The organism is Rhizobium sp. SL86, from assembly GCF_026672545.1.
Lineage (GTDB): Bacteria > Pseudomonadota > Alphaproteobacteria > Rhizobiales > Rhizobiaceae > Neorhizobium.
In genome coordinates, this window is sequence record NZ_JAPPRJ010000007.1 from 121,031 (window position 1) to 134,105 (window position 13,075).

11 protein-coding genes and 1 pseudogene are annotated in these 13,075 nt (G+C 60.3%); 6 read left to right on the forward strand and 6 right to left on the reverse strand.

The annotated features are described in order from the left end of the window. Window positions 1–3: 3 nt before the first annotated feature. Window positions 4–780, reverse strand: coding sequence for a nitrate ABC transporter permease (ntrB, locus tag OU993_RS20450; protein WP_442793020.1), 777 nt, complete (start codon window positions 778–780; stop codon window positions 4–6). Window positions 781–1,199: 419 nt separating this feature from the next. Here ntrB and OU993_RS20455 point away from each other — a divergent pair, with 419 nt between their 5' ends. The 6 genes and pseudogenes from OU993_RS20455 to OU993_RS20485 all read left to right on the forward strand — a co-directional run. Further along, complete coding sequence (locus OU993_RS20455) at window positions 1,200–2,546, forward strand: CmpA/NrtA family ABC transporter substrate-binding protein (RefSeq protein ID WP_268160567.1); 1,347 nt, start codon at window positions 1,200–1,202, stop codon at window positions 2,544–2,546. Between the two features lie 210 nt (window positions 2,547–2,756). Continuing rightward, window positions 2,757–4,316 (forward strand): sigma 54-interacting transcriptional regulator, encoded by a 1,560-nt coding sequence (locus tag OU993_RS20460; protein ID WP_268160569.1) that lies wholly within the window; start codon window positions 2,757–2,759, stop codon window positions 4,314–4,316. 209 nt (window positions 4,317–4,525) lie between these two features. After that, window positions 4,526–5,074 carry an OsmC family protein gene (locus OU993_RS20465; protein ID WP_268160570.1) on the forward strand — a complete coding sequence of 183 codons (549 nt, stop codon included), beginning with the start codon at window positions 4,526–4,528 and terminating at the stop codon, window positions 5,072–5,074. Between the two features lie 77 nt (window positions 5,075–5,151). Further along, window positions 5,152–6,318, forward strand: coding sequence for an acyl-CoA dehydrogenase family protein (locus tag OU993_RS20470; RefSeq protein ID WP_268160572.1), 1,167 nt, complete (start codon window positions 5,152–5,154; stop codon window positions 6,316–6,318). Further along, window positions 6,315–7,655 carry an FAD-dependent oxidoreductase gene (locus tag OU993_RS20480; RefSeq protein WP_326493858.1) on the forward strand — a complete coding sequence of 447 codons (1,341 nt, stop codon included), beginning with the start codon at window positions 6,315–6,317 and terminating at the stop codon, window positions 7,653–7,655. Before OU993_RS20470 ends, OU993_RS20480 begins: the two co-directional genes overlap by 4 nt. A gap of 373 nt (window positions 7,656–8,028) precedes the next feature. Beyond that, window positions 8,029–8,238 (forward strand): annotated as a pseudogene (locus OU993_RS20485) (hypothetical protein); the annotation flags it as partial. Window positions 8,239–8,523: 285 nt separating this feature from the next. Here the strand turns inward: OU993_RS20485 and OU993_RS20490 are convergent. From OU993_RS20490 to OU993_RS20510, 5 genes are all read right to left on the reverse strand, one after another. After that, complete coding sequence (locus tag OU993_RS20490; RefSeq protein ID WP_268160574.1) at window positions 8,524–9,849, reverse strand: NtaA/DmoA family FMN-dependent monooxygenase; 1,326 nt, start codon at window positions 9,847–9,849, stop codon at window positions 8,524–8,526. A gap of 103 nt (window positions 9,850–9,952) precedes the next feature. After that, window positions 9,953–10,456 carry a flavin reductase family protein gene (locus tag OU993_RS20495; protein ID WP_268160576.1) on the reverse strand — a complete coding sequence of 168 codons (504 nt, stop codon included), beginning with the start codon at window positions 10,454–10,456 and terminating at the stop codon, window positions 9,953–9,955. Continuing rightward, window positions 10,453–10,950, reverse strand: a complete 498-nt coding sequence (locus tag OU993_RS20500; RefSeq protein ID WP_268160578.1) for an NADPH-dependent FMN reductase — start codon at window positions 10,948–10,950, stop codon at window positions 10,453–10,455. Before OU993_RS20500 ends, OU993_RS20495 begins: the two co-directional genes overlap by 4 nt. A 24-nt stretch (window positions 10,951–10,974) precedes the next feature. After that, complete coding sequence (locus OU993_RS20505) at window positions 10,975–11,718, reverse strand: GntR family transcriptional regulator (RefSeq protein WP_268160580.1); 744 nt, start codon at window positions 11,716–11,718, stop codon at window positions 10,975–10,977. Between the two features lie 48 nt (window positions 11,719–11,766). Then, complete coding sequence (locus tag OU993_RS20510) at window positions 11,767–13,074, reverse strand: NtaA/DmoA family FMN-dependent monooxygenase (protein ID WP_268160582.1); 1,308 nt, start codon at window positions 13,072–13,074, stop codon at window positions 11,767–11,769. Window position 13,075: the final 1 nt, after the last annotated feature.

Here is a 13,075-nt window from a genome sequence, read left to right on the forward strand (position 1 = left end):
GCGCTACTCCTGGAATGTGATGAGACGGGAGATGCCAGCCAGCATCTGGTCAAGGATCATGCCGATCACGCCGATGACGAGGATGGCGACGATGATGTTGACGATTGAAAGATTGTTCCACTCGTTCCAGATGAAGTAGCCGATACCCGTGCCGCCGACGAGCATCTCTGCCGCGACGATGACGAGCCAGGCGATGCCGATCGAGATGCGCATGCCGGTGACGATGGTAGGGGCGGCGGCCGGCAGGATGATGGTGAGCGCCCGCTTCAAGGGCGGCACTTCCAGCGTGCGGCCGACATTCAGCCATTCGCTGCGCACGTTAGCCACGCCAAAGGTGGTGTTGACCAGCATCGGCCAAATCGAGCAGATGAAGATGACGAAGATCGCCGACTGGCCGGAATCCTTTATCGTGTAAAGGGCAAGCGGCATCCAGGCGAGTGGCGAAACAGGCTTGAGAATCTGGATGATCGGGTTGAGCGCGCCCGAGAGCAGTGGCGACATGCCAATGACGAAGCCCAGCGGAACGCCGACGATCATGGCGAGCGCAAAACCGAGCAGCACTCGGGCCAGTGAATAGGCCAACTGCAGGCCGATCCCCTTATCGTTGGGGCCAGCATCGTAGAACGGGTCGGACAATTGCTGGACAAGTGCCCGGCCGACATCAAGCGGCGAGGGAATGCCAGCGCCGCCGGCATCCTCGTTCATCAGCGCTGCATATGCGGGATCGGCCCCGCTCGCCACACCACCGCCAGACTGGGTGGTAAAGGCTGTCCATACCATCAGTACCAGAACGACGATGGTGCAGGACAACAAGGACGATTGTATGCGGCTCGTCTGCTTCATCTCGCGTCTTCCTTGCTTGGCTGCACCGCCAGTCGGTCGCCTCGTCAAAGAAGGGAGCAATCACCGTGCCAATTGGTCGCAGCATCAGCGACAAACCGCGGCGCCCGGCATGAAAGGCCGGATTTCAGCCAGAATCGACGGATTTTCGATCGCCAGCCAAGACGGGAGATGCCGCAACATTCACAATGCGGGTCAACAATGGCAACGATTGTCGATCTTTGTCGACAAAGTCTGAGGCCAGATGAAGCATCGGAAAAATTGGTTGATATGAATCAAAGCATTACCCGAAATGCCTGCGCTGGCACAGTGCTTGCTTCGAAACCTCTGTCGAAATCAAGAACTGGGAAGGCATCGATATGGGGAAGTTTTTCTACAAGGGCCGGGCGTTTTCAAGCGGTTGCAGCTGCGGCGCGCATAGCGACCAGGCAAGCCATGACCGGGATATCGGCAGCGAGGCGCATCTGCGCGACGTGACCGAACAGGCGCTGCTGAAGGCTGTATTCCCGCATGCGATGGAACGGCGCACGCTGCTGTCGACCATCGGCAAGGCAACGGCACTTGCCGCCATCGGATCGCTGCTGCCGATCGACCGGGCGACAGAGGCCTTTGCCCAGGCGGGTTCGCTGGAAAAGACCAATGTAAAGATCGGCTTCATCCCGATCACCTGCGCGACACCGATCATCATGGCCGAGCCGATGGGCTTTTACGAAAAACAGGGACTGAAGGCGGAAGTCGTAAAGACCGCGGGCTGGGCCGTGGTGCGCGACAAGACGATGAACAAGGAATATGATGCGGCCCACATGCTGGCACCGATGCCGATCGCGCTCACGCTGGGCATCGGCTCCGATCCGAGCCCCTTCGTGGTGCCGGCGATCGAGAACGTTAACGGGCAGGCCATCTGCCTCGCGCTGAAGCACAAGGACAACCGCGACCCGAAGAACTGGAAGGGTTTCCGCTTCGCCATTCCCTTCGAATTCTCGAACCACAACTACCTGCTACGCTACTATCTGGCCGAACACGGCATCGACCCGCAGACCGACGTCGAACTGCGCGTCATCGCCCCGCCGGACATGGTGGCCAACCTGCGCGCCGGCAATATCGACGGCTTCCTGGCGCCCGACAACGTCGTGCAGCGCGCCGTCTACGACAAGATCGGCTTCATCCATATCCTATCGAAGGAAATCTGGAACGGCCATCCGTGCTGCTCCTTCTCGCTGTCGAAATCGACCATCTCAGACATGCCTAACACCTCCGCCGCAATGATGCGCGCCATCCTCGATGCCACCGCCTATGCGTCCAAGGCGGAGAACCGCAAGGAAATCGCCGCCGCAATCGCTCCTGCCAACTATCTCAACCAGCCACCGACAGTGGTCGAACAGGTTCTGACCGGTGTCTACGCGGACGGTCTCGGCAATGTCATCAAGGATCCCGACCGCGTTACCTTCGATCCCTTCCCCTGGGAAAGCTTCGCCGTCTGGACGCTGACCCAGATGAAGCGCTGGGGCCAGATCAAGGGCGATATCGACTACCAGGCGATTGCCAAAAGCGTCTATCTGGAAACCGATGCGGCAAAACTGATGAAAGATCAGGGCATGGCGCCGATGTCCGATGCCGCCAAGGGCTTTACCGTTATGGGCAAGGCCTTCGATCCGTCGAAGCCGGAGGAATATGTTGCGTCCTTCGCGATCAAGACCTTAAATTGACCGCAGGGCAGGTGCGTGTCGCCTGCCAGCGCAAACCATCCTCCAGGCGGGGATCGCTAGCATAGCAGGCGGCGGCGGGGTGCCCAACCTCTCCGCCTGCTATGCGGTGCGAAAACTAGGTGACGTCAATTGACCCATGACCTCAAAGAGCCATCGTCAGAGCGTCCTCAACTGCCCGGTTCCTGGTGGCGGACGCAGGAAATGTTCCTGATGCAGGAGGTCATGAGCCTGATCGGCAAGGACCTGCCGCTCGAAAAGGTCTTGCGCGAGATCCTGCACCTGATGTCGGAAATGCTTGGCCTCAACCGCGGCCGCATCGTCCTAAAGGATAACGACCGCGGCGATTTCCACATCGCCCATTCCTACGGCCTCACCCGCGAGGAGGCGACGCGCGGCCGCTACCTGCCGGGCGAAGGGATTACCGGTCAGGTGATCGCCAGCGGCCAGTTGGTCCTCGCGCGCAATATCAAGACCGATCCCGTCTTTCTCGGACGCGCCGTCCATTTGAGTTCGCTGCCGCCTGGCGCCGTCTCCTTCATCGCCACGCCGGTGAAGATGGAGGGCAGGGTAGTCGGGGCGCTTGCCTGCCACCGCATCCTGCATCGCGACCGGCCGCTTTCCGACGAGTTGACGCTGATGAAGATCATGGCGACGCTGATCGGCCAGCTGCTGACCCTGCACGACCGCGTCGAGCGCCAGACGCGGGAATTGCGCGCCCACAACAAGATGCTCGAGGATGCGCTGAAGGGCGGACGGGCACGCTACGGCATCATCGGCACCTCCCCTGCCCTTTTGCAGGCGATCGCCCAAATCGAGAAGGTGGCGGCCGCCACCGCCAGCGTGCTGCTTCTTGGCGAGTCCGGAACGGGCAAGGAACTGTTTGCCCGCGCCCTGCATCTGGCCGGTCCTCGACGCGACAAGCCGTTTATCAAGGTCAACTGCGCCGCCATTCCCGAAAGCCTGTTCGAATCCGAGCTGTTCGGCCACGAGAAGGGTGCCTTTACAGGCGCCATAGACGCCCGCCCCGGCTGGTTCGAGCAGGCTGGTGACGGCACGATCTTCCTCGACGAGATCGGTGAGTTGCCGCTTGCGATGCAGACGAAACTGCTGCGCACGCTGCAGGAAGGCACCGTTATCCGGCTCGGATCGAAGAAGGAGACTCGCGTCAATGCCCGGCTCGTCGCCGCCACCAACCGCGATATCGGCCGCGAGGTGATGCGCAAGAATTTTCGCGAAGATCTGTTCTACCGCCTCAACGTCATCCCCATCCGACTGCCGTCGTTGGACGAGCGGCAGGGCGACATTCCGGAGCTGGCGCTGTTCTTTGTCGACAAGATCAACCGCGAGAACCATCGCAATGTCAGCCTGTCGAAGAGCGCCGTCGATTTCATCGCCTGCCAGTCCTGGCCGGGTAATATCCGCCAACTCGCCAATTTCGTCGAACGGCTGATCCTTCTGTCGACAGAGACGGTGCTGGAGCGCCAGGATGTCGAACAGGTCCTGCTCGGATCCGCCCCCTCGGCGCCGATCGCCTCACCGGTCATGGCTGCGCCGGTGATGACGTCGGCCTATCACGGCGAGCGTCCCGCCATGCCGTCGCCGGACCCCGCCTTTCCCTTCCGCCCCTATATGAAGGCGACATCGCATGAGCGCGAAACGCTAGAGCGGGCGCTAATGGAGGCGGGCGGCAACAAGACCCGGGCCGCGCAGCGCCTCGGCATGACGGAGAGGCAATTCTCCTATCGCTGGAAAAAGCTCTCCGCCGCCTAACAATGTCGTTTTTTGACAATGTCGATAATGTCAATCGCGATCACCCTGCAGAAGCGGCGCCGCTCCCCACCGCACAATGCTGAATATCAATATTATCCAATAATTTACGCGATTATCAGTCTCTATATCCGGTGTCTGGCATGGCGCTTGCTAACCTCTTTTCCAGGGGGGATCACCCCTTCCCTCACACAGGCACAAGAGGAAACACCATGACCGAGACAGCTTCGCAGACCGTGACGACCTACCTGCGACCGATCGATCGCGACGGCCTGCTGGCCTTTGCCGAACGCGGCCGCAACAATCCCAACAGCCGCGGCACCAACATCGTGCGCACCGTCTGCGAGGGCCAATACCGGACACTCAGCTATGTCGGCGAGCACGAAGCCGTCGTCGTCGACGAGCCCCGGCATCTCATGGGCCAGGACACGGCACCGGCACCGGGCGAGATCGTCTTGTCTGCGCTCGGCGGCTGCCTTGCCGTCGGCATCACCGCGGTCGCCACCTGGAAGAACGTAAAGCTGTCGCGGCTCGAACTACATATCGAGGGCGATATCGGCAACAGCGCTGCCTGGGGCGCTGGCGGCGCCGAACGTGAGCCAAGCCAGATGGGCTTTCAGGAAATCCGCGTCAAGGTCGATATCGACGGCGATGCGACGCGCGCGGAACTCGACGAGATCGTCCGGCACGCGAACCATTTCTCGCCGGTCGCCAACACGATGCGCAATCCGATCCCCTTCCAAATCTTGCTTACGGACTAAAGGCCGAACCGCCGCGCCCCGGACACCTGGGGGACGGCACAGGATCATTCCACGCGGACGAGTTTCAGGAGCACCCGATGTCTGCCAGCAGCGCCGCCCTTACCATGGATCGAACCATTGCCGCCCGCCCGCCCGCCGCCATTCCAGCGCTAGACATCATCGCCAACATCGCGCAGGTGCAGCTCACACCGATGGCAGTCGAGATCGACGAAGGCCATTACCCCCTGGAGATTATGGCGGACCTGGGCAAGGCCGGCGCATTCCGCTTCCATCTCGCCGATGGTGGGCACCGCTTCGATCTCGCCATCAGCGCGATGGAGACGATTAGCGCGGCTTGCGGCTCAACAGGTTTTCTCGCTTGGTGCCATGACGTGATGGGCCTTTATCTGGACCAGAGTGACAATGCCGGCCTGCGCGAGCGGCTGCTGCCCTACCACGCCGTCGCCCGCACATTCGGCGGCACCGCCCTGTCCAACCCGATGAAGTCCTTTGCCGGCATAGAGCCCGTCCTGCTCAAGGCGCGGCCGGTCGCCGGCGGCTATTCCGTCACCGGCAGCCTCCCTTGGGTCAGCCATATTGCACCCGGCCAGTATTGCGCCGCTATCGCCCAGATCGAAGTGGAGGCCGGTTGCGAGAGCCACGAAGTCATGTTCCTGCTGCCCTTCGACGGCCGCGCCCGGCTTCGTACCTGCCCGAAATTTTCCGGCATGGAAGGCACCAGCACCTGGGGCATCACCCTCGAGGACTTCTTCGTACCGGTCGCAGATATCATCGCCGATCCGGTCAAGCCGTTCATCGCCCGCATCCGCGCTTCCTTCATCCTTCTACAGACTGGCATGGCGCTTGGCGTTGCCCGCGGCGCGATCGCAGATATCCGCGCGGTTCACGGCCATCTCGCCCATGTCAACCAGTATCTGTCGGATGGCGCCGACGAGTTGGAACCCGAACTGGACGCGCTGCGCGCCCGGATCATGGCGCTTGCCGCAACCCCCTTCGACACCTCCCGCGATTATCTGCTTAACGTGCTCGATGCCCGCGCCGAAGGGGCGGAACTCTGCCTGCGCGCGGCGCAATCCGCCCTGTTGCACCAGGGCGCGAGTGGCTATTTGATGACCTCCGCGCCGCAACGGCGCATTCGCGAATCCCATTTCGTCGCCATCGTCACTCCGGCGATCAAGCATCTGCGCAGACTGATGGCGCAGCTCGAGCAGGATCCCTCCCCGGCTCAGGAGCAGGGCCGATGAGCGTGGTGATGGCAGAACCCAACGACGATCGCGGCCCGTGGAAGGAATTCCTTTGCCGCGCCTGTGGCCTGATCTACAACGAGGGCGAAGGCGATCCCGACAGCGGCATCGCGCCCGGCACCCGTTTCCACGATATCCCCGACGACTGGAGCTGCCCGATCTGCGGCGTGCGAAAGCAGGATTTCGAACCCTATGAGCGCGCAGCCGCCATCCCCCTGTCCGCGGCGCCGGTCACGCGCCGCGCGAAAGGAGGCGTCGTCATCGTCGGCGCCGGCATTGCCGGCTGGTCGGCGGCGAAAGCCATCCGCGCCCGCGATCCCGATATCGCCATCACCATGATCACCAACTGCGCCGGCCATGTCTACAACAAGCCGGAACTGGCCGTGGCGCTGTCACGAGGCATGACCGAGGAGCGGTTGCGACGCGAGATCGGCAGCGAGGCCGCATCCCGTCTCGGCCTGCGGCTGATAGCGGAAACGAGCGCGGTCGGTATTTCGGCCCGTGGAAGGCGGCTGCGCACGACGCGCGGCACGTTTGCCTATGACAGGCTGATCCTCGCCTCCGGCGCCCGTGCCATGCCGCCTGGCGGTCTGGATCCGGCACGCTGCTGGCGCATCAACGACCTCAATTCCTGGATAGCGCTCAGCAACAGACTGTCCGGCAAACACCGTCATCTGGCAATCATCGGCGCCGGCATGGTCGGCTGCGAGTTGGCGGAAGACCTGGCGCGGGCCGGCCATGAGGTGACACTTGTCAGCCTGACCGCGGAGCCGATGGAAGGCTTCTTTCCGGCAAGGGCCGGAGAGCGGTTGAGGCAGGGTCTCGAGAGCCTCGGCATCCGCCTCCACGGCGGCGTCACCGTCACCGCGATGGAACCATGCGAAGACGGGACCAGCATGCTGTCGCTCTCCGATGGGAAGGCGATCCACGTCGATCACGTCATCACCGCGACCGGCCTTGCAACCCCGAGCCGGATGATCGCTGCCGCCGGTATCGCCTTCGAAAACGGCATCGTCGTTGACCCGCAAACATTGCAGACCAGCGTCGCGGACATCTTCGCGCTCGGCGACTGTGTCAGTATCGGCGGCACGCCCTGCCGATACGTCGAGCCGATCGCTGGCCAGGCCGCCACGATTGCAGCGGCGGTAACCGGCGCCGCGCCGCTGCCCTATGACCACCGCCCGCCGATGATCCGGCTGAAAACCCGCTCCGCCCCGATCGTCGTCGAGGGCTCTATCGTGCGCGGCGGCGAATGGCGCGAGGCCAAGGGCGCCAGCGGCGAGCTGATCATGGAACAGTGGGTGGACGGAAGCCTCACCGCCCGCCTCGTCGCCTGAGCGGACGAGGCCGACATGACTGTCGCTTTACAGTTAATCGCAAGAATCTCCCCTCAACATTTTCAATCAGATAGCGCAGCACCTAATTTGAGACGCGGCAGTTAATTTGAGAATATAGCGCGGATATTGGCACTTAACGTGAGATTCAGCCGCGCACGATATGTATTACAGAATCTATGATTTTTGGATCGCTGCGACGTAACCAGAAATCAATATTATCTTTTCTATTCTATGGTTTAGCAGCTAGCTCAGGCAAACCAGGTTAGCTTGAAACTAGCAACAAACTTGCGACGGGATTTGACGAAATTCTCAGATTAAATGCCTAACGAATTTCAAATGCCCGCATTATTGCGGTTAACTGCCAAACGACACCGGTCGCCTCGACAGAAACGTTATCCTCGGACATGATGGCGATGCCGCCAACGCCACCCTCGTGGCCGCCGGCCACAATCTGCGCCTCATCCTCAAGGCAATGGCCTTTTGGTGCGCCTATATCATCGCTGCCATCCGCAACGCCAAAGCCAAAACCGCAAAAAACGATACTTGGACGATACCGTCAGCCATCGCAAATTCAACACCTTGAGAGTTGTTCAGGGCGGACTACTTCGATCTTGTCGGCAATTTTAGAAGCCCTGGGTTGCAGGAAGCTTACAAAAATGCGCGGTTCGATAGGTTAGTCGCAACGGCTCAATAGCAGGGATCGTTCAAAAGCTGCAGACGTCCGCCGAGCCAAGATTTAAGGTTTGCGCATGATCCACATACCTCGCAGGGTGGTGACGCCGAGCCCGATTTCAAAGATAGACTCTTAGGAGCGCAAAGGAGAATCTGCTGAGGCGGAAATCATGACCGATTTTGTACAAAGTTGAGCTCAGCTGTTCAGATTAGCGCGCAGCGTGTCATGGACGTATTCCTTGCGCACCAGTCCACGTCTTTGCAGCTCTGGCACGACGAGTTCTGCGAAATCTCGTAACGCCCCATGCGCGGAATAGCTCTTGGTCAGGATGATGCCGCCATTGCGGCCACCGGCCTCATGCACGCCTTCGATATGGTCGGCCACCTCCTTGACGCTGCCGACGATGAAGTTTGAACGCTCGGTGATCCAGCGTCGGCCCAGATCCTCAATTTCCGTGTCGGGATCCTCTGTCTTAAGCAATTCCTCGAATGGTCCCCAATAGGTCTTCTGCGCCTTGATCATGTCGACCATGTCGACCAGCTTCATCTTGCCGTCCAGCTTGGAGAAATCGAAGCCGAACTGGAAAGAGAGTTCGATCAGGCCGGCATTGGCTGGCAGACCGTCGACAAAACGACGTTCCTTGCGGATGGCGTCCTCGCGGGTCTCGCCGGCGACGACGCGGACCTGCCAGAACACGCCAAGATCGCGCGGCTGACGCCCGTGTTTTACGGTCAGTTCATCCAGCACCGCGCGGTGGGCGGCAATGCTCTTGTTGGTGCGCCGCGAGACGAACTGCATGTCGGCGTATTTAGCCGCCAGATTCATGCCGTCCTCAGACTGGCCCGCCTGGATGATGATTGGTTTTCCCTGACGCGACGGCAGACAGGGCAGCGGCCCGCGAACCTTGAAATAGTGGCCCTCATGATTGATCAGATGAACCTTCGACGGATCAGCAAAAATGCCGTTGTCGCGGTCCATTATGATGGCGTCCGCCTCGACGCTGTTCCATAGGTCAACGACAACCTTGAGGTGCTCGCCTGCCTTGGCGTAGCGCTCTTGGGGCGGTAGCATGGTGTCAAAACCCCAATTAGCGGCCTCGTTCTTGTAGGCTGAGGTGACCGCGTTCCAGCCGACACGCCCGCCCGTCACATGATCAAGCGAGGAAAACAGGCGCGCGACATGAAACGGGTGCTGGTACGTAGTCGACATGGTCAGACCAAAGCCGAGATTGGGCGCCGCCTTTGCCATCAGCGGAATCATCGGCATCATGTCGTGCTTGGGCCAGCGGTAGCCCTCGCGCAGAGGCGTTGCATAACCGTCGCCGAAATTCTCCGGCGTCTCGGCCGCATCGCCGAAGAAGATCATGTCGAACATGCCGCGCTGCGCGATGCGGGCAAGCTCTTCATAGAAGTCCGGTCCATAATAATGATAGTTCACCCAGGATCCGGGCGTGCACCACAGGTGATCAGTGTGGATGAACGAACTGTCGATGGCGAGATGGATGGCATCGGATACACACATGGCAAGGGCTCTTTGTGTTGCGATATCTATCTGGAGCACACTGGTCCGCAGTCCCTCTGGAACCGCGTGGCCAAGAGTGTGGGCTCATCAGGATGGCATAATGTCAGGGCGCTATAGGAGACAGCCGGCGCATCCTGGAGCCGTGAAACACCAGCGGCTGGACGTCGGGCGTGGTTCCAAGCGCGTGAACACGCAGAAGTACGATCGCATGATCTCCCGCATCGAAACTACCATAGATGGAACAATCGAGTTGGGCGGTTGAGCCCTCAATGAAAACCGCGCCGGTTTCCTCGGCAGACCAATCCAGCCCCTCGAAACGGTCGCCGGTTTTGGAGGCAAGCTTGACACAGGCGAGATCCTGATTCTCACTTAGCACGGAGACGCCAATACGCTGCGCCTCCTTCAGGCGCTGCCAGGTGGTGGAACTGTTCTGGATGCAGACCGAAACCAGCGGCGGCTCCAGAGAAACCGTGGTAAACGACGACGCGGCCATTCCGGTAGGCACCCCGTCAACAATGGCGCAAACCGCGGTCACACCACTCGGGTAGCAGGCAAAGGCATTGCGAAGAGCACGCGTGTCATCCGGGACGTTCATTAAAACAGTCATTGGGAAACCTCTCTTTTTCGCAAAGGCAAGTAGGAACTGGCTCTTTCGGCATAGGCATCAAGCCTGGGATCCTCGGCAAAGGTCTTGTCAATCAGATAAAGACCTGGGAACGGACACATTGCTTTCAGTTCAACCAGAACCGGCTTGAGCAGAAGATCCGGCGCCAGCGCATGGTTCGGTCCGGCTCCCAGCATCAGCGGGAGCGCCACCACGCCATCCAGCCCATCCGGCGGAAACATGTCGAGAAAAAGCTTTAGCAAGCCCGTATAGGTTGCCTTGTAGGTGGGGCTAGCGAAGATCGCCACATCTGCCTCGCAGACGGAGGCGATCACTGCAGCGATGTCAGCATTGCCAAACTCAAGCAACGTCGCACCGAATACGGCGAGATCGATCACAGGATCAGGCGTCCCGCCGACTTTGCCAGCCAGAAGCTTCGCGGCTTCGAGAGTCCGGGACGCTGGTTTTGGATTTCCCACGATAACTGCGATCTTCATGTCTTTGCCCGTGTTTTCCCGCCCTCAGTCCAAGGACTTTTCCCGATCACCGAAGAATTTGCGCACCGCCTCGCGATTTGGCTTCGCGTGCTCCACCATGGCGGCCATGGCCGCTTCAGGGTCACGCGCGGCGAGTGCGGCCAGCAAGGCACGGTGTTCGCGGTTTGCCTGAGACAGGCGATTGTCAATTGTTCTAACCGTGATGTTGAGCATCACCGACTGGGAGTCCCTGAGCGGATTAATGATCCCGCTCAAGCGCGGTGCACGCGCGCAATTGGTCAGAAAATTGTGAAACACGCGGTTGAGCCTGACGAACTCGGTGACATCGGTGATCTGCTCAAGTTCATCCTGCAATGCGACGGCGTGCTCCAGCTCAGCCTCGGTGATGTTTTCCGCCATCAGCTTTGCCGACAAAGGTATCAAGGCAGCGAGGATGCTCGTTGTCTCAATCATCTCTTCCTCGCTCATCTTGCGCACCACGGCGCCGCGATGCGGGTCAAGATGTACGAACCCTTCGGCGCTGAGCTCGTTCAGAGCCTCACGTACGGGGGTGATGCTGATACCCAGCCCTTCGGCCAGATCCTTTTGCAGCAGTTTTTCCCCAGGCTTCACCTTGCCAGCCAGAATTGCGGCGAGGATACCCTCGCGCGCGAACTGCTTCAGTGTCTGTCGTCGCGAGCTGTCGGACCGCAAGTGCTTCACGGCCCCTGCAAAGTCCGTGAGGGTTGCGTCGCTCTGCGCAGCAACTTTCCGAGCACTCATTGTCATGGCTTCCTCCCGTTTATGGACGACCCCACCACGGCGGGGTCATGCTGTTTAGCTGTTGAGATTTCCGCGCAGCGTCGTTGCTGCATATTTTGTCCGCATCAGGCCGCGCCGCTGCAGTTCGGGAACTACCATCTCGGTGAAGTCGCGCAGCATTCCCGGCGCCGCGAAGCTCTTGGCCAGAATGATGCCGCCGTTGCGGCCGCCAGCCTCATGCACCGCCTCCAGATGATCCGCCACCTCATTGATAGAACCTACCACATAGTTTGAGCGATCGGCGATGTAGCGGCGGCCGACTTCCTCCAGCGTCGCCTCCTCCCCTTCGGTCTTCACCAGTTCCTGGAACGTGCCCCAATGGACCTGCTGTTCGCGGACGACATCGAGAAGGTCACGAAGCTTCATCTTGCCGTCAAACTTGGAGAAATCCGTGCCATAGAGAAAGGAAAGTTCAATAATGCCGGCATTGTCGGGAAGTGAATCAAGGAAACGCTTCTCTTTACGGACAGCATCTTCCTTCGTGTCGCCCACCTGCACGCGCACCGACCAGAACACGCCAAGATCGCGCGGCATCCGACCGTGCTTGACCGTGAGTTCATCGAGCACGGCGCGGTGTTCGGCGATGCTCTTCAACGTCCGGCGCGAGACAAACTGCATGTCGGCGTGCATGGCGGCCAGATTCATGCCGTCATCGGATTGCCCGGCCTGGATCACGACGGGGCTGCCCTGCGGCGAGGGCAGGCAGGGCAGCGGTCCGCGCACCTTGAAGTACTTGCCGGAGTGATTTACGAGATGCACCTTCGAGGGGTCGGCAAAGACCCCGGTCTCGCGATCCATGATGATGGCGTCTGCCTCGACGCTATCCCAGAGTGCGCGCACAACCTTCATGTGCTCGCGCGCCTTCTCGTAGCGTTCGGCGGCCGGCAACATGGTATCGAAACCCCAGTTAGCCGCCTCGTTCTTATAGGCCGAGGTAACTGCGTTCCAGGCCACGCGACCGCCGGTCACGTGGTCGAGCGAGGAGAATAGCCGCGCCACGTGGAATGGGTGGTGGTAGGTGGTCGACATGGTGGTTCCGAATCCGAGGTTCGGGGCCACTCTCGCCATATAGGGTATCATCGGCACCATGTCGTGCTTTGGCCATCGGATGCCTTGCTCCAATGGTACGTCATAATTGCCACCAAAGTTCTCGGGTGTCTCCGCTGCGTCACCAAAGAAGATCATGTCGAAGAAGCCGCGTTGGGCGATGCGGGCCACGTCCTCGTAGAAGTCCGGACCATAGTACTGATAGTTCACCCAGGAACCCGGTTGCGCCCAAAGATGGTCCGTGTGGATGAAGGAACAATCGACGGCAAGGTGCATG